A 17,782-nucleotide genomic window follows, 5' to 3' on the forward strand; every position below is an offset into this window, starting at 1 on the left:
TTATTTACAACTTAATTTTCTATAAATCCCATCCCATGTTTACAGGAATCATTGAAGCGACCGCCACCCTTGAAAAAATTGAACACAGTGGCGATAATATTAACTTTACCCTCAGCTGTCCTTTTACCCAGGAATTGAAGATCGATCAAAGCCTTGCTCATAATGGCTGTTGCCTTACCGTTGTAGAAATTACAGATACCGGCTACAGTGTTACTGCAATTGCAGAGACTTTAGAAAAAACCAATCTGGGGAAATGGAATGTAGGAACTGAGGTTAATTTGGAACGCTGTTTGAAGTGGGATGGAAGACTGGATGGACATATTGTTCAGGGCCATGTAGACAAAACCGGAACCGTAGAAAAAATTGAAGACAAAGACGGAAGTTTTTTTATTACCATTCAGTATGATGAGACAGATGATTATGTTACCGTTCCACAGGGATCTATAACGGTAAACGGCATCAGCTTAACGGTAGCTTCCAGCGGTTCAGGTAAATTTTCAGTAGCGATAATCCCATACACATGGGAATTCACGAATATGAAAAATCTGCAGCCGGGCGATATGGTAAATCTGGAATTCGACATTATAGGAAAATATGTAACGAAACTGATGAAAAAAAATGCCCTTCTCTAAATACAAAGGTTATAGCTTACGAAATAAAGTCTTTTGGGGCTTTCTGCTGATCTGTTTGCTCAGTACCGTAAGTTCATCCATCCTTTCTTATTTTATTTTGCGCAATAACGCGGTGGAACAAAGCCGTACTGATCTTCAGAAAAAATCTGAAGCGTTAATGTCAGCACTGGACTATGCGGTAAGCCATAAACAGGCTCAGACGAGCGATTTACCCGGGATTTTAGCAAATGATATTTTCGAGATTGCAGACATCAACAATCAGGATATTATTATATATGACCTTTCCGGAAAATTTTTGATCTCCAACAAAGATTATAATCTCATCAGCCAAAAAGAGATTCCGGTAGAAATCGCTAACCGGGTGTTGAAAAGTGACAGCCGGGTTGATTTTCAGACTTACGACAAAAAGATCGACGCAAACGTTTCCTCCTCATATATGATTTTGAGAAACAATATGCTGGAGCCGATTGCAATCGTCTTTTTCCCTTTCTATCACAACGACAGTGCTTATTTCAGTGTATTCAACAAATATGTAAATTATATTGTTGTTCTTACCCTTTTCATCATTGCAATATCAGTTTGGCTGAGTTGGGTTATTTCGAATAATCTTACCAGAGCTGTAACCAAATTTTCAGATAAAATCAATCAGATTACTCTTTTCGAAGACGATCCTAAACCTATTAAATATTACCATAATGATGAACTGAATCAACTTGTTAAAGCATATAACAAAATGATTCTGCAGATTCAGGAACAGAAACAGCGGCTGAGTTTCAAAGAAAAAGAAGAAGCGTGGCGGGAAATGGCCAAGCAGGTAGCTCATGAAGTGAAGAATCCTCTAACTCCTATGAAACTCACGATACAGAATTTTGAAAGAAAATTTGATCCCGCCGACCCTGAGATCCGTGACAAAGTAAAGCACCTTAGCCGCACGCTGGTGGATCAGATTGATCTCGTTGCCACAGTAGCAAGTGCATTTTCGCAGTTTGCACAACTCCCGGAGAAAAACAATGAAATATTTGATTTAAATAAAGAGATCAGAAATATTATCAACGTATTCAGCGACGAAAAAATTTATTTCCACTCAAATAAAGATCAGATTATGATGGAAATGGATAAGATTTACCTTTCCAGAATCATCACCAACCTGGTAGCAAACGCCAGACAGGCAAAACATGATGACCGCGAGAATATCATAAACCTCGATGTAGAACAGCGACAAAAGAGAGTCATCATTACTGTGGATGACAACGGAACGGGAATTCCCGAAGAACTGTACGACAGAATTTTCGAGCCTAACTTCACCTCTAAAACCAGTGGAACCGGACTAGGATTAACCATGGTAAGAAAAATGGTTGAAGATTACAAAGGCGAAATTTCTGTAAAATCGGAAGTAGGGAAAGGCACTACTTTCACGATATCGCTTCCGACCAATATGTAGACTTCTTTATTTCAATGAAACCTTTTCACTTCAAACAATTCAGCGTACAGCAGTCTGCAAAGGTATTCCGTGTGGGGACAGACGGTGTTTTGCTGGGCGCTTCTGCTTCGGTTCAGAATGCAAGAAAAATTTTGGAAATCGGAACCGGAACAGGTCTGATTGCTCTAATGGTTGCGCAGCGAAATGCGGAAGCCATCATAACTGCTATTGAAATTAATGAGTACGCAGCTGCAATTGCAGCCGAAAATTTCAGATCCTCTCCTTTTTATAACAGGTTAAAAGTTCTTCAGCAGGATTTCAAATCTTATAACGTCAAGGATAAATTTGACATAATCATTTCGAACCCACCGTATTTTGAAATAAACCCTTCCGAAAAGGATATCTTGGCCAGGCAGCAAACTGAACTTTCCTTTGGGGATTTGATATCTAATGCATCGCAAATTCTGTCGGAAAGCGGAACATTTTCGGTTATTATTCCCTTTGATGCCGGTAATGATTTCGAAAAAAGATGTCGTAAAGAGGGCTTGTTTCTGGTTAGAAAGAACACCATTTTTGGAATCCAAAACGCATCCCCGAAACGACTGATTCTGGAGTTTGGATTTGAAAATAAAAAAATTACTGAAACCGAATTGGTGATCGAAAAATCTCCCCGAAGGTACAGCGACGATTATCTCGCCCTGACGCAGGATTTTCACGTTTTCGGAAAATAGATTATTTTGGCGCGTTCAGGGTTACCACGATATCTTTGTTTATGTTTTTCACCGATGAATATTTAGCATCACAAACGGAGGTGGTGAGGGTATAATTGCCTTTATCAATGAGAATAAAATTCTGGTTATGCGCCGGAACATCCAGATTATAGAATTTTCTACCGCTGATTTTTACAATTAAATTACATTTAGATTTATTCACAATCTGCACATACGCCGTTCTGCTCGATGGATCACTGTTGAACATATGATTCAGTAAATCGGCAGTACGTTTATGCTTGTCATTCCGCCCGTCTTTCGCAACATCTTTTTTTATTGCAGTCTTTAATTTCTCAGTGCTGATCGGTTTTACAGTAGGTTTAGCAACACTCGCCTGCTGTGTGGCCGGTTTATTATTGTTTATAGCAGCTAATAGTTTACGCTTAAATTCCGGAGTTTTGGGGTGAGTCGGATTATACTTGATAAAGTTGGCAATAACCTGTGGATCCGTAGATTTTTCGACCTGAGCAACCGTATATTTAGATTGTGCGTGTGAAAAAAACGAAATAAAAAAAACCAGAATATATAGATATCTTTTCATTAAAGGAATGATTTATAGAAGTTTAAATTTTAGTAATAACGAAGAAATCTTCTTTTTAGTTTGTGCGAAATTTATTATCTTTGCAACGCTTAAAATTCAAGCTAAACTAAACAAATTTTTAATAAAAAAAATAAATTTATGTATACACCCGTTGCTGCAGACGTAGCCAAATTAAGAAACATTACAGGAGCAGGAATGATGGACTGCAAAAAAGCCTTGGTTGAAGCTGAAGGAGATTTCGATAAAGCGATTGAAATCCTTAGAAAAAAAGGTCAGAAAGTTGCTGCGAACAGAGCCGACAGAGAATCTACTGAAGGAGCTGTTATCGCTAAAGTAAATGCAGACAATACTGCGGGAGTAATCATCGCTCTAAACTGCGAAACCGACTTCGTTGCAAAAAATGACGATTTCGTAAAATTAGCTCACGAATTAGCTGAACTTGCTTTAGGTAAAACTAAAGAAGAATTTTTAGCTACAGATTTCCAGGGAACAACTGTTGCTGAGAAATTAATCGAGCAGACTGGTGTTATTGGTGAAAAAATTGAAATCGGTTCTTTCGAAACTATCGAAGGGCCATTCTTAGGAGCTTACATCCACGCTGGAAACAAGATTGCTGCAATCACTTCACTTTCAGCTGATGTTGACGGCGCTGCAGATGCTGCAAAAGCGGTATCAATGCAGGTTGCTGCAATGAACCCAATTGCACTTGACGAAACTATGGTTTCTCAGGAAGTTATCGACAGAGAACTGGATATCGAAAGAGAAATCTTGACTAAAGAAGGTAAACCTGCAAACATTATCGATAATATCCTAAAAGGAAAAATGCAGAAATTCTACAAAGACAACACTTTGGTACACCAAGCTTTCATTAAAGACAGCGGTGTTTCTGTAGCTGATTATGTAAAATCTGTAAACGGAGATCTAAAAGTGGTAGGTTTTGTAAGAGTAAGTCTTACTTAATCAAATCTTTTACTGATATAAATCTCTTCCATTAATTGTGGAAGAGATTTTTTTTTCGCCAAATATGAAGTAATTTTGTCACCCGGAAAAATACTATGTCCAGAGCCAAAATTTTCAGCAGTTTTAACCTGCTTTTCATCTTATTCAATATTTCTGTAAACGCACAGCAATATATCACGGTAGACACTTCTACTTATACCGCAGAACAGCTTGTACGCGATGTATTTATCGGCTCTCAGAACGCAGGTTGTATTACCGTGTCTAATGTTTCCACTACAGGCTGGCAGAATGCCGGAGGCAGCGAGTCAAGCCACGGCTACTTCGAAAAAGGTTCACTGCCGTTTGATATCAGCAAAGGAATTATTCTGAGTACGGGAGCCGTTCGTAATGCACCAGGACCTAATAACGTTCTGCTGGATGATCAGGACGATCAATGGCAAGGCGATCCGGATTTGGCAGCTGCACTTCAGGAAAGCGTATATAACTATTTAAATGCAACTTCTATCGAGTTCGATTTCGTTGCAAACAATACCTCGGGCATCAGCTTCGAGTATCTGTTTCTCTCCGAAGAATACCGCCGTACCAACTGCACCTACTCCGACGGATTTGCTTTTCTGATCAAGAAGGCCGGGACCTCGGACCCCTACACCAATATTGCTCTGGTTCCCGGAACTCAAGATCCTGTGACTTCACTTTCCATAAATACTGCACCAAACTGCCCCAGAAATACTGGGTATTTTGGGAGTTTCAACGGAACCAACTCCCCCACCGCGTTCGATGGACAAACCAAAGTTCTTACCGCAAAAACAGATATTGTTCCCGGAGTTAAGTATCACATCAAGCTGGTAATTGCAGATCATCTTGCAGGCTCAGACCGGACCGGACGATACGATTCCGCAGTATTTCTTAAAGCTGGAAGTTTTGTTGGTAAAAAAGATTTGGGTCCCGACCTTCTGATAGCGAACAATAATCCTGTTTGCGAAGGAAGTTCTAAGATCCTGGATGCTACAACAGCGGGAGCTACTTCTTACCGGTGGTTTAAAGACGGAGTAGCGATTCCGGGAGCGACCAATGCACGACTTACCGTTCCGGGTGTAGTATCGAGTAATGGCAATTACGAAGTTGAAGTTAATATCGGTGGCTGCATTTTAACCGGTTCTGTCAAAATCGAAATTCAGGAAAAACCGGCGATTAATTTTGGGACTTTCACCCTTTGCGATGACAATTTATCCGGCGGCATTCCTGTAGATTTCTCAGAGTTTGACTCCCAGATTATTTCCAACTTCAATACTGCTTATCTTCCGAAATATTATCTGACGAAGCCAGCTTCGGAAACTGGAACATCTGGAACAGAGTTACAAAATGGATGGCTTCTTACCGGCGATACCCGCATTTATGTAAGAGTAGAAAGTGCGTTTGGCTGTAACCCGGAATTTGGCGAGATCCTGCTTAAATTCGGCAATAAGACAATACTCCAAACAAATACGGTTTCTGATAATGTCTGCGACAATGATTTAAATGGCTCCGAGAGCGTAAACCTCAAAAATTATCAGAGCCAATTTACTACAGCATCAGACTTGACCGTTACCTTTTACAATTCCGCTGAGGACGCCAGAAACAAGGTAAATCCAATTACAGAAAGCCAGACGATTACTGCCTCCAAAACATTCGGCGTGCGTTTTGAAAGTTCCACCGCCTGTCCCAATGTAGGAACATTAATCATCAATTTAAAATCACCTAAGAAATCAACCGTTTTAAAGGATGTCATCATCTGTAATAACGCCTTAACTGTTTTAGATGCAGGACCTGGTTTCGATTCTTATCTTTGGAGCACTGGGGAAACCACACCGCAAATCGGCAATGTTCCCGTGGGGGAATATTGGGTTGATTTAGGGTCCAATGGATGTATTTACCGACAAACCGTGAAGGTTTCCGCTTCCGTTTTACCTCAGATTACCAACATTGAGGTTTCGGGGAATACCGCAACAGTATTTGTTTCAGGCGGAATTCAGCCTTACGGATATTCTTTAGACAATATCAACTTTCAGAGTTCTAATGTTTTTACAAATGTTCCACGCGGCCTGCACAAAATGTATGTTCTTGATGCTCAAAATTGCCAGACGGTAGAAAAAGATTTTCTGATCATCAATCTTATCAACGTCATTACGCCAAATGGTGACGGGCTTAACGATGCGCTGGATTATTCTGATCTGAGAATTAAAGAGAATGTAAGTATACAAATCTTCGACCGATACGGCACTCTTGTTTTTACCTCTAAAGACAATCAGTTTCTCTGGGACGGAAAACTACTCAGCGGAAGAGCGCTCCCGACAGGAAATTACTGGTATATCCTGAACTGGACAGAACCGGAAACCCAGATTCCGGTATCCTACAAAGGCTGGATCTTACTTAAAAACCGAAATTAGAATTCAGTTCTTATCTGGAGATATTATCGAAATGCTGAAAACCGTTGAGGAAATCCTTTACGCCCATCCTTTTTTTACCCTCCAACTGTAATTCTTCAGGGAAATAAGTTCCGTTTTTAGCGAAAATTTTAAAAGAATGTTTGTCGATCTCTAAACTTCCGGGAGTTTTGTCGTGCACGGAAATCTCAAACTTTCCTTTATAAATTTTAAGTGTTTTTTCCTCTTCTCCAATTTTTAAAGTGGTAAAAGCACACGGATACGGCGACATTCCGCGGATAAAATTATGGACGGTTTCTACCTCTTTTGTCCAGTCGATCCGGGTATCTTCCTTAAAGATTTTAAAGGCATTTTTCGGATGTTCAACTTCAGGCTGCGGTTTTTCCTGTATTGAATTTTCCGCCAAGCCATCCAACGTTTTTACTACCAATTCTGCACCCATTATCATGAGTCTGTCATGCAGTTGACCGGCGTTTTCATCCGTTAAAATTTCGATTTCGTTCTGTAAAAGAATGTTTCCCTCATCAATCTTTTCGTTGATGAAAAAAGTCGTTGCGCCAGTTTTTTTCTCACCGTTAATGACTGCATAATTAATTGGAGCCGCACCACGATAATCCGGCAGAAGCGATGCGTGGAGATTGAAAGTACCAATTTTAGGCATTTCGAATAAGATTTTTGGCATCATCCTGAAAGCTACCACGACAAAAACGTCGGCATCTAATTCCTGAATACTTCTTAAAAATTCTTGATTTCTCAATTTTTCAGGCTGAAAAACCGGCAGATTATTTTCTACCGCGAAAGTTTTTACCGGGGATTCATGAATTTTCTGGCCCCGTCCGCTGGCCTTATCAGCTACTGTTACAACGCCAACAATTTCATGTTGAGATTTATGAATTGCTTCGAGTGAGGTTTTTGCGAATTCGGGAGTACCGAAGAATATAACTTTTAAAGGTTTCATTTGAATTTAAATTTTTTTTGGATGTGATTCCTAAAAATCACTCATGATTATATGCATACGTGCGGAAATTCAGCATTTTAACCTTTCCGGAATCCAGCAGATAAATAAGGTTTTCTAAAATATTTTCCTTTTCGTAATAATTTAATCTGATTGCGATTTCTTCTACGTTTGAAGGTTTCTGTTTCAGAATTTCGATAATTTCTTGAGAGACATTTCTTCCAAAAACGCTTTCTTTCTGCTGTTCACAAACAGAACAATTGCCACAGTTTTTAACTTCTTTTTCGCCAAAATAAGACAGAATCAGTTTCATTTTACAGAAATCACTGTTACGGACAAAGAATTTCATTTCTTCCCACTTCTGAAGTTTATTTTTCTGAATCTGTTCAAAAAGACACCAGTATTTACCCTGAACAGCTCTGTCATCACGATGTTTCAGGAATTTAATACTCGCCAGGGCACCATCGATATATTCCACGTAATTTTTTTGCTGCAACTCCTTAATTCTTTCCTTGATGAGATGAGAATCTACGTTCATTTTGTTACTCAAAGTAAACTCACTGAACATAATTTTATGAGTCGTAAGTCCGGAATAAGTCCTCAGAAGCAGTTCAATGAAATAGGCATCTTTTTTAGCAAGCAAATCAAGTTCATCCGGATTAATTTTTAATTCCAGTGAAGAAAGCGAGCGGTTGCTGTTAAAAAAAACAATTTCCTGATTGTGCAGAAAACCAAGTACATTTCTGATTTTGGCCAATGACGCTTTGGTAAAATTCTGAATCTTCTGAATATGCAGTTGAAATACATTTTCTGCGAGATCGTTTTCAGCAATTTGAAACCCCGAATACAGGTAAGAAACAATGTTGTAAAACTCGTGCTTCGTTGGTGTTTGGTTCCGCAGTATTTGGTCAAAATTCGTAAGTTCCTGCTCATTCCAGAAGAGAAAAGCTGATGAAGGCTGACCATCACGCCCAACCCTTCCGATTTCCTGATAATAATTCTCCAAGGATTGCGGCGGCGAGAAATGAACTACGAATCTAACGTTATCTTTATCGATTCCCATTCCAAATGCATTGGTAGAGATCAGCACATGATCATTACTTTTAAGCCAGTGGTTCTGCCTTGCATTTTTTTCCTTTACCGGAAGTCCCGCATGAAAGAAATCGACATTATTGATACTGTTATTCTGAAGGAATTTCACAAGTTCCTCCGATTCTTTCCGCGTACGGACATAGATAATTCCGGAGGAGGTATTGTATTTCATGAGATTCAGAATGCGCTGATACTTATCTGAAATTTTATCTGAAATGATTTTAATATTGGTCCGCCGAAAACTTTTCTTAAAGATTTCAGGATTTTTAAGGTTAAGTTTGAGCTTAATTTCCTGAAGTACTTTCGGAGTCGCCGTAGCGGTGAGCGCAAGACAGGGAATATCGAGAAACTGTGACCTGAAATCCTTTATATTCTGATAGCTCGGCCGGAAATCCTGCCCCCATTCAGAAATACAGTGCGCCTCATCAACTGCGATGAAGGAGATTTGAATTTCTTCCAGATTCTGGAGAAATACACGATTGGTCAGCCTTTCGGGCGATACATACAGCAGTTTTGTAAGTCCGTCTTTGCAGCGGTTATAAACCGTTTCTGCATCGAATTCATCGAGTTCTGATGAGAGATATTCAGCTTCAATTCCATTATTTTTAAGCTGATAAACCTGGTCTTTCATCAAAGCCAAAAGCGGGGAAACTACAATACATGTACCTTCCAAAACAAGCGCGGGAAGCTGATAACACAGCGATTTACCGCCACCTGTTGGAAGAAGTGCCAGCGAATCCCGGCCTTCGATAACCGAATTGATGATATTTTCCTGAGAGTCCCGGAATGTATCGTAACCCCAAAAATGTTTTAGGGTATCGAACTTTAACTGCTGAAAATCGTGGGAGGAAATCATGGGAGTAAAATTACTGAAACAAATGCCATCAGACAAAAAAAAGCCACGCATTGCGTGGCTTTAGTATTATAATTAAGTAAAATTATTTAGCTTCGAAGTAAACCCTTCTGTTTGCTCTGTTTTTCCATTCCGGACATTTTGTAGCTGGATCGCACTCTGGATATTTAAGGTCTTTTTCACCTCTACCAATTGCTTCTAATTTACCTGCTTCTACTCCGTTATCGATCAGATAGTTCTTCACCGTATTTGCTCTTCTTTCAGAAAGATTCTGGTTGTAAGCATCAGAAGCTCTCGTATCTGTTCCTCCGATCACGTTGTATGTTCCGGATGAAGAGTTGATATAGTTTACAGCGTTATTAAGGATTGGCGTGTTAGAAGGAAGAATTCTGTCGGAATCTAAATCAAATTCAATTCCCTCAAGAGTTCTTGTATTATCTGTAACTGTACCACCTGTAGGACAACCGTTATTTTCAACAGGACCAGGTACTGTAACACATTTGTCGTAAAGGTCTATAACTCCATCTAAATCTGTATCAAGCGCTACACCTGCACCATCAACTCTTGCTCCTGCAGGAGTATCAAGCTGTCTGTCCCAATCATCACATACACCGTCGTTATCAGCATCTCCTTTCTTACAAACTTCTACATCCTGGTTTCTGTCAGCCAAAACATCAAGCTTGTAATAGATTTCCTGAAGCGGATCGTGCCACATCAAATGAGACTGGTGTTTTCCTAATTTTAAAGACAAACCAAGGGTAGCATTAAAGAAGTTATCAGAAACCTGCTCTTCACGCTGATTGATCGGGCTGTACTGTGCACCTCCGCCGTCAAATTCATCATCTCCGGTTACAAAGTACATTACACGTCCTTCAATATCAATTTTTCTGTTTACTTTATATTTCAAGCCTGCACCTGCCTGACCGAACATAGACCCCAATTTGAAAGGTTTAATTTCAGTCATCAATCTTTGTCCGGCAGCATCTTCGAGATAAGCTCTGTAAGCCAAAGTCCCGACACCTGCATAACCATGTAAAGCCCATCTGTATGGAGATTTATTATCAACTCTTCTTAATAGATTAGAAAAGTTAAGGTCTCCCAGGATCGAAATAGCATCGTATTGGGTTCTCGCTCCTACATCCTGAAACGTATTACCGGTAGCGTTATCTGTTTTTGTATTAAACCATCCCTGACGGGTTTCGCCTCTGTCATACTGAAGATTCAGCCCGAAAGCATGGGTAATCGCTTTATCAATACTTAAATAAGCAGAATATCCGAATACATTTTTACCATTCCCATTCTTGATGGAAGTTAAGTCGGCAGACTGCACCAATGGGATACCTGCTCCTACGGAAACAGCCCAGTCATTGAATCGTTTGGACTCCTGAGTAAACGGAGATACATTTGCAGACCCTGAAGAAAATGTGTTTGGATATCCTTCAGTAGAAACTGCAACGGAGTCTTGTGCAAAGATAGCAGTAGGTAAAACCAGTGCTAAAGCAAAGCTTGTTAAATTTAGTTTCATAATTTATTTTTTTGTTAAGTGATGTTTATTGTACTGTTGTGTTTACATTTGTAGCGGCTCCTGATGGGCAACCGTTATTTTCTGCAGATCCGGGAACTGTAACGCATTTGTCATACAGATCGATGATACCGTCTAAATCCATATCAAGTGCTACACCTGCTCCATCAACTCTTGCGCCTGCAGGAGTATCCAGTTGTCTGTCCCAATCATCGCAAACTCCGTCATTGTCATTATCACCTTTTTCACAAACTACTAATTCGTCTGGCGTGTTTTCAAGAACAGTTGTTCTGTAATAGGCTTCCTGAAGAGGATCATGCCATGCTAAGTGTGAAGCATGCTTTCCTAATTTGAAAGATAATCCAAGATTTACAGTAAGCAAATCATCGCTGTGCGAATCATTAATAAGATTGTAGTTGATTCTTGGTGAATTAGTATCCCTGCGGTCACCTCCACCATCAAATTCCTCATCACCACTCATAATATACATGGTTCTAAGTTCTACATCCATAAGTTTGGATGCTTTATACTTTAGGCCAATACCCCCCTGATAAAAAAATGAATTGATACCCATTTTCTGATCTACCGCCAACGGAAAGGTTCGGGGATTGTAGTTCGAAATGTCCTGATCGAGGAGTAAAGTTTCATACCCCTGAATTCCTATACCTGCATAACCATGTAATGCCCAACGGTATGGTGAGCGATTATCTACACGTCTTAATAAATTAGAGAAATTAACATCTCCGAGTAAAGAGATCTGCTGGTACTTTGTCCAGGCATCGGCAACACCGGCTTTTATGCCTTCAGCTCCGGGCAGTTGCCCACGCTGATTAGATTCTCCCATTTGGTATTGCAATCCAAGACCAAAGGCATGTGTAATCTGTTTGTCCAAACTTGCGTAAGCGTTCCAGCCCCAATTGATCTCATCACCATAGAAAGATGTTAAATCAGCTTTTGCCATCAATGCAGCACCTCCACCAACTGAAATTGCCCAGTCATTGAATTTTCTTGATGAATTATTGAAGTTGTAAACATTGGCGGAACCGTTTGAAAACGTGTTTGGATATTTCTGATTATCCTCTAAAGCTGTGCCATCCTGGGCATAGAAAGCAATAGGCAGAAATAATGCTAAAAATAAACCTAATTTCATATTTATGTTTTTAATGTTTTCTAAATACTTAACAACAATTTTTTAGAAAATTCGCGTTCATAAACATGTTTGCTATGAGGAATTTCTAATCTTAGCGAACTGAAATTCATGTTCCCATAAAAGACAATGTCTATATCAATAACTCTGTCTGCATACCCTTTCGTTATCAATGAATCGTCTGTTCTACCCATTTCAACTTCTATCTTTTTTAGCAAATTAAGCAGTTTTATGGGAGAAAATTGTGTTTTTATACGTAATGCAATATTACAAAAAATATTATTACTAACAAATTCTACGGGTTTTGTATATATAATTTCGCTTTGTCCTACAAGCTCACCAACTTCCTCTTCAATTCTGGATATTGCGAGATCTATATTATCCTTTTGCTTCCCTAAATTGCTTCCGAGTAACAAAGTGACTAAATGATGCGACATATTGTGAAATATATAAAGATTATGAAAAGTTTTTTTAAAAATGTCCTCGCAAATATAGTTGCAATAATGATTATTGGCGGGCTTTTTTTTATGTTTATCGTAACAATGGTTGCTGTTTCTGCTTTTAGCGGCAACAAAAAATCTGCCATAAAAAACAATTCTGTGCTGATATTGGATTTAAAAACCAATATAATCGACAGTCCTACCGAAGATAACGAAGATTTATTTGCATTCAGTGAACAGGAAAACAATGTAATGCTGTATGATATCACCGAGGCCATAAAAAAGGCAAAGACTGATGATAAAATTAAAGGGATCAGCATCGAAACTGATGGCCTCCGGGCCGGAATGACTCAGCTTGATGCAGTTCGCTCCGCGCTCGAAGACTTCAAAAAAAGCGGAAAATTTGTTTACGCCTACGGAAATAATGTATCGCAGGCGGCGTACTATTTGGGATCTGTAGCAGACCAGTATTTTCTGAATCCTTCGGGAGGAATAGACCTGAAGGGTCTTACCACAGAAGTGCTTTACATGAAAAGTTTTGCAGATAAATTTGGTATCGGCATGGAGATTATACGTCACGGTAAGTACAAATCTGCTGTTGAGCCGTTTCTTAGAGATGATATGTCACCCGAAAACCGCGAACAGATTTCAACAATGCTCAACGATTTGTGGTCATATAATTCCACTAAAATTGCCGCTTCCAGAAAGATAGATCAGTCGCAATTCCAAACTGTGGTGGACAGTCTTTACGGCATTATTCCGGATTTAAGTTTAAAATATCGTCTTGCAGACCGCTTAATTCAGAAAACACAGTACGATGATCTTCTCAAAAATAAACTTCAGCTAAAGAACGACAGCAAACTCAATAAAATTTCTTTCAGCAAGTACATCAGTTCTTACCAGGAAGAAAACTTCAAAAAAGATGACCAGATTGCAGTATTGTACGCATCAGGAGCAATTTATAATGGTGAAGGCTTTGATGCTGTATATGCCGAGAATTTTGTGAAGGAAATTAAAAAGATCAGTGATAACGATAAGATTAAGGCAGTGGTATTCAGAATCAATTCACCAGGTGGCAGCGCGAATGCTTCAGATGAAATTCTTTTTGAACTTCAGCAGCTGAAAAAGAAAAAGCCTCTGGTAGTATCATTTGGTGACTACGCGGCATCCGGCGGATATTATATCGCAATGGCTGCAGACAAAATCTACTCTGAACCAAATACCTTAACCGGCTCTATCGGCGTATTCGGAATGATTCCATATTTTAAAGAAATTGCAAACAAAAACGGCCTAACTTCTCATGCAGTAAATACCAACGTCAATTCTAATATGTATTCCCCGATCAACGGCGTTACTCCTGGAGGAGTTTCTATACTAACCAAAAGTGTAGAGCAAACCTACAAACGCTTTGTGTATTTTGTAACTCAAAACAGAAAAAAATCTTTTGAACAAATTGATGAAGTAGGAGGCGGCAGAGTCTGGAGCGGAACGCGGGCAAAACAGCTGGGACTTGTAGATGAACTGGGATCACTTAACGATGCTGTAAATTTTGCGGCACAGAAAGCTCAACTAGGAACATTTAATGTTGCTGCTTATCCAAAGAAAGTTTCTAAATTCGAACAGCTTTTCAAAGATCTAGAGGAGGAACAGATTTCTACCAGAATCATGAAGAATAAGTTAGGTGAGGAGAACTACAAACTTTTTGAGCAGATTACAAATCCTAAATTACAGAGCGGTGTGATGATGCAGATGCCCTTTCACGTAAAGATTGATTAAGCTGAAAACATAAAAAAATCCCGGTTTGATGATCAAACCGGGATTTTATTTTTATCGTAAGCATTATGCTCTTCTAGTTGCCATTCCGTAAATCCAGAGAACGGCCAAAGCTCCTACTACTGCAAGTAACATACTCTTAATGTCAAAATCATTAACTGTCCCCCAGCCTAGCATACTGCCGATCCATCCACCAACGAACGCACCTACGATGCCTAAGATAATTGTCATTAACCAACCCATTCCCTGATTTCCAGGCATAATGAATTTTGCGATTGCACCTGCGATAAGACCAAAAATGATCCAAGTTAAAATACCCATAGTTTTAAAATTTTAATGTTAATATTTAGTATTTGGTTTTCTAAAGCTATAAAAAAATAATTAAAACTATGAAATAGTTGTCAATTACGTTTTCTGAAAAAAGAATCTACAAATTCCGTTCCATTAAATAACTGCAGGTCTGTCATTTTTTCTCCAACGCCAATATATTTGACAGGAATCTGAAACTGATCGGAAATTCCAATTACAACACCGCCTTTTGCTGTGCCATCTAATTTAGTGACTGCCAATGCATTAACTTCTGTTGCTGCGGTAAACTGTTTTGCCTGCTCGAAAGCGTTCTGTCCTGTAGAACCATCCAGCACCAAAAGAATCTCGTGTGGCGCATCCGGAATAACTTTCTGCATCACCCTTTTGATTTTGGTCAGCTCATTCATTAAATTCACTTTATTATGAAGTCGGCCTGCCGTATCGATAATCACCACATCAGCATTATTTGCCATCGCACTCTGTACTGTATCGAATGCCACAGAAGCCGGATCAGATCCCATTCCCTGCTTTACAATCGGTACACCCACCCGTTCACTCCAGATTACAAGCTGATCTACCGCAGCCGCGCGGAATGTATCTGCAGCGCCTAACACCACATTTTTTCCCTCAGATTTAAACTGATGGGCTAATTTACCGATGGTTGTGGTTTTTCCGACGCCGTTTACACCCACGACCATAATGACATAAGGTTTCTTGGATTCATCAACATTGCCTGTACCGGCGTGTGGATTTTCGAGCAACAATCCCGAAATCTCTTCTCTCAGGATATTATTCAATTCATCTGTGCCTACAAACTTGTCTCTGGCAACGCGTTCTTCAATCCGCTGAATTATCTTAATAGTGGTAGATGCACCTACGTCTGATGCGATAAGGACTTCTTCTAAATCATCCAGAACCTCATCATCAACTTTTGATTTTCCTACAACAGCTTTCGATATTTTTTCGAAAAATCCCTGATTGGATTTTTCAAGACCTTTATCTAAAGTTTCTTTTTCTTCCTTCTTAAAAATATTTTTATACCAACTCATTTTTTCAGTATCAATTTTTTTAATGATTTCTTGAATCATTTGTTTGCAAAGCAAATATAACAAAAAAACTACCCAATAATTTGGATAGTTTTATATCGTAAAGCTGGTAGTATTATTTTTTCAAATAACCTTCTACTTCGTCAGCGTTCATTACTTTTTCTTCGAAAATGTAAGCACCTGATTTAGGAGACTTCACCATTTTCACTACTTTGGTCATTTTTTTAGACCCTGCACCACCCTGTAGGGATGCTACTACTTTCTTTGCCATTTTTTATTCTTTTAAAAAATTACTTGATTTCCTTGTGAAGGGTATATTTCTTAAGAACCGGATTGAATTTTTTCAACTCCAATCTTTCTGTAGTGTTCTTTTTGTTTTTGGTCGTAATGTATCTTGACATTCCTGCTACACCGGTTTCTTTGTGCTCTGTGCACTCAAGAATCACCTGAACTCTGTTACCTTTTTTAGCCATTACTTATCTTTTTTTATAAATCCGTTTCTTGCTGCTCTTTCAATTGCTTCTTCGATACCAATCTTGTTGATAACTCTCAATCCGTGTGCAGAAACTTTTAAAGTTACAGACTTTTCTTGCTCCGGAAGGTAAAATTTCTTCTCCAATAAGTTAATTTCAAAACGACGCTTCGTTTTGTTATTAGCGTGAGAAACATTGTTTCCAACCATGGCACGCTTTCCTGTTATTTGGCAAATTCTTGACATATCTCGATGTTCTTTTTTACTACTAAATATTTGAGAGTGCAAAATAACAAAGAATTTTCCACTTAGACAAATATTTATGAATTAATATTTTATATTTTTTTTGAATCTTTTCTAAAGGATTATCCGTTCACACTTCAAAACCACTTTCAACACTTCCGTCAGATAATATTAACCTCTCTCTCCAGCTCAATGCCGAATTTATCAAGGACAGATTCAATAATCAGCGTCGAAAAATCATAGATTTCTTTTCCCGATGCAGCGCCTGTTTTGTTTACAATAACCAATGCCTGAAGGTCGTGCGATGCTACATTTACGATTTGTTTTCCTTTCCAGCCGCACTGTTCTATGAGCCAGCCGGCAGGAATTTTCACCGCATCGCCGTTCGGATAATTGGGCATCTGAGGATATTCTTTCTGAACCTTTAAAAACTGCTCCAGCGGAATTGTAGGATTTTTAAAAAAACTTCCTGCATTTCCAATGATTTTCGGATCCGGAAGTTTACTTTGTCGGATATTGATCACCGCACGGGAAATATCCTGAATCGAAGGATTTTCAACACCCAGTTTTTCGAGTTCAGTTTTAATGGCTCCGTATTCTGTTTTTATCTGGTGATTTTTTCTGGAAAGTTTAAATGTAACTTCAAGGATTACATATTTTCCCTTTCCTTCACGTTTGAAAACCGATTCGCGGTAACCGAACCTGCATGTTACATTATCAAATTCTTCAATCTGTAAATTTTCCAGATTCAAAACTTTACAGTTTACAAAAGTATCTTTAATCTCCGTTCCGTAAGCACCGATATTCTGCATGGGTGAAGTTCCCACATTCCCGGGTATCAGCGATAAATTCTCTAAACCTCCATAATTTTTATCTAAACAGAACTGTACAAACTCATGCCAGTTCTCGCCGGCTTTTGCGGTAACCAGAACTTCATTTTCATTTAAAGACGCTTCAGAAATTCCTTTCAAATCTAGTTTTATAACCAATCCGCCAAAATCTTTGGTGAAAAGAACATTACTGCCGCCGCCTAAAAACAGAATCTCAAAATGGTTAATTTTAGCGAATTCAATGGCGTATTTCAAATCACTGATGTCTTTTACTTCCGCAAAATATTTTGCAGAAACATCAACGCCGAAAGTATTGAGCTTTTTTAAAGAATAATTTTCCTGAATTTTCATTGC

Annotated in this window: 18 protein-coding genes; 6 read left to right on the forward strand and 12 right to left on the reverse strand. The window is 39.0% G+C overall.

The features are described from left to right. The first annotated feature begins 35 nt into the window (after positions 1–35). Genes KTV93_RS04230 through KTV93_RS04240 form a run of 3 tightly spaced genes read left to right on the forward strand, consistent with a single transcriptional unit; the run spans position 36 to position 2,783 of the window. The gene (locus tag KTV93_RS04230) at positions 36–632 is read left to right on the forward strand and encodes a riboflavin synthase (RefSeq protein WP_218250077.1); all 597 of its coding nucleotides are present in this window, start codon (positions 36–38) and stop codon (positions 630–632) included. Then, complete coding sequence (locus KTV93_RS04235; protein WP_218250078.1) at positions 619–2,073, forward strand: sensor histidine kinase; 1,455 nt, start codon at positions 619–621, stop codon at positions 2,071–2,073. Before KTV93_RS04230 ends, KTV93_RS04235 begins: the two co-directional genes overlap by 14 nt. A gap of 14 nt (positions 2,074–2,087) precedes the next feature. Further along, positions 2,088–2,783, forward strand: coding sequence for a tRNA1(Val) (adenine(37)-N6)-methyltransferase (locus tag KTV93_RS04240; protein WP_218250079.1), 696 nt, complete (start codon positions 2,088–2,090; stop codon positions 2,781–2,783). Position 2,784: 1 nt separating this feature from the next. Here the strand turns inward: KTV93_RS04240 and KTV93_RS04245 are convergent, their stop codons facing one another. Beyond that, positions 2,785–3,363, reverse strand: a complete 579-nt coding sequence (locus tag KTV93_RS04245; RefSeq protein WP_218250080.1) for a DUF6759 domain-containing protein — start codon at positions 3,361–3,363, stop codon at positions 2,785–2,787. A 138-nt stretch (positions 3,364–3,501) separates the two neighbouring features. On the opposite strand from KTV93_RS04245, the gene tsf reads away from it, so the two are divergent. After that, a complete protein-coding gene (tsf, locus tag KTV93_RS04250; protein WP_218250081.1) occupies positions 3,502–4,323 on the forward strand; it encodes a translation elongation factor Ts in 822 nt (273 codons plus the stop codon). A 95-nt stretch (positions 4,324–4,418) separates the two neighbouring features. Further along, positions 4,419–6,749, forward strand: a complete 2,331-nt coding sequence (locus KTV93_RS04255; RefSeq protein ID WP_218250082.1) for a choice-of-anchor L domain-containing protein — start codon at positions 4,419–4,421, stop codon at positions 6,747–6,749. Positions 6,750–6,759: 10 nt separating this feature from the next. Here KTV93_RS04255 and fmt read toward each other — a convergent pair whose 3' ends face one another. The 5 genes from fmt to folK form a co-directional block, all read right to left on the reverse strand. Then, positions 6,760–7,704: a methionyl-tRNA formyltransferase gene (fmt, locus tag KTV93_RS04260; RefSeq protein ID WP_218250083.1), complete on the reverse strand. Its 945-nt coding sequence runs from the start codon at positions 7,702–7,704 to the stop codon at positions 6,760–6,762. 37 nt (positions 7,705–7,741) lie between these two features. After that, entirely contained in the window at positions 7,742–9,649 is a 1,908-nt protein-coding gene (locus KTV93_RS04265) for a RecQ family ATP-dependent DNA helicase (RefSeq protein WP_218250084.1), read from the reverse strand. Positions 9,650–9,731: 82 nt separating this feature from the next. Then, positions 9,732–11,171, reverse strand: coding sequence for an OmpA family protein (locus tag KTV93_RS04270; protein ID WP_218250085.1), 1,440 nt, complete (start codon positions 11,169–11,171; stop codon positions 9,732–9,734). Positions 11,172–11,196: 25 nt separating this feature from the next. Next, positions 11,197–12,318, reverse strand: coding sequence for an OmpA family protein (locus KTV93_RS04275; protein ID WP_218250086.1), 1,122 nt, complete (start codon positions 12,316–12,318; stop codon positions 11,197–11,199). A gap of 20 nt (positions 12,319–12,338) precedes the next feature. Next, positions 12,339–12,752, reverse strand: a complete 414-nt coding sequence (gene folK / locus KTV93_RS04280; RefSeq protein WP_218250087.1) for a 2-amino-4-hydroxy-6-hydroxymethyldihydropteridine diphosphokinase — start codon at positions 12,750–12,752, stop codon at positions 12,339–12,341. Between the two features lie 21 nt (positions 12,753–12,773). Between folK and sppA the strand changes: the two genes are divergently transcribed. Beyond that, complete coding sequence (gene sppA, locus KTV93_RS04285; RefSeq protein WP_218250088.1) at positions 12,774–14,531, forward strand: signal peptide peptidase SppA; 1,758 nt, start codon at positions 12,774–12,776, stop codon at positions 14,529–14,531. Positions 14,532–14,594: 63 nt separating this feature from the next. Here the strand turns inward: sppA and KTV93_RS04290 are convergent, their stop codons facing one another. The 6 genes from KTV93_RS04290 to murB all read right to left on the reverse strand — a co-directional run bounded on the left by KTV93_RS04290 (position 14,595) and on the right by murB (position 17,779). Then, a complete protein-coding gene (locus tag KTV93_RS04290) occupies positions 14,595–14,849 on the reverse strand; it encodes a GlsB/YeaQ/YmgE family stress response membrane protein (protein WP_218250089.1) in 255 nt (84 codons plus the stop codon). Between the two features lie 80 nt (positions 14,850–14,929). After that, the gene (gene ftsY, locus KTV93_RS04295) at positions 14,930–15,886 is read right to left on the reverse strand and encodes a signal recognition particle-docking protein FtsY (protein ID WP_218250492.1); all 957 of its coding nucleotides are present in this window, start codon (positions 15,884–15,886) and stop codon (positions 14,930–14,932) included. Between the two features lie 112 nt (positions 15,887–15,998). Next, positions 15,999–16,154 (reverse strand): DUF4295 domain-containing protein, encoded by a 156-nt coding sequence (locus tag KTV93_RS04300; RefSeq protein ID WP_218250090.1) that lies wholly within the window; start codon positions 16,152–16,154, stop codon positions 15,999–16,001. A 19-nt stretch (positions 16,155–16,173) separates the two neighbouring features. Then, on the reverse strand, positions 16,174–16,356 hold the full coding sequence (gene rpmG, locus KTV93_RS04305) for a 50S ribosomal protein L33 (protein WP_015806891.1): 183 nt from the start codon (positions 16,354–16,356) through the stop codon (positions 16,174–16,176). After that, on the reverse strand, positions 16,356–16,601 hold the full coding sequence (rpmB, locus tag KTV93_RS04310; RefSeq protein WP_088469761.1) for a 50S ribosomal protein L28: 246 nt from the start codon (positions 16,599–16,601) through the stop codon (positions 16,356–16,358). The genes rpmG and rpmB overlap by 1 nt, the downstream gene beginning before the upstream one ends. Positions 16,602–16,759: 158 nt before the next feature. After that, positions 16,760–17,779, reverse strand: a complete 1,020-nt coding sequence (gene murB, locus KTV93_RS04315) for a UDP-N-acetylmuramate dehydrogenase (RefSeq protein WP_218250091.1) — start codon at positions 17,777–17,779, stop codon at positions 16,760–16,762. Positions 17,780–17,782: the final 3 nt, after the last annotated feature.

This window comes from Kaistella faecalis (assembly GCF_019195395.1).
Classification (GTDB): domain Bacteria; phylum Bacteroidota; class Bacteroidia; order Flavobacteriales; family Weeksellaceae; genus Kaistella; species Kaistella faecalis.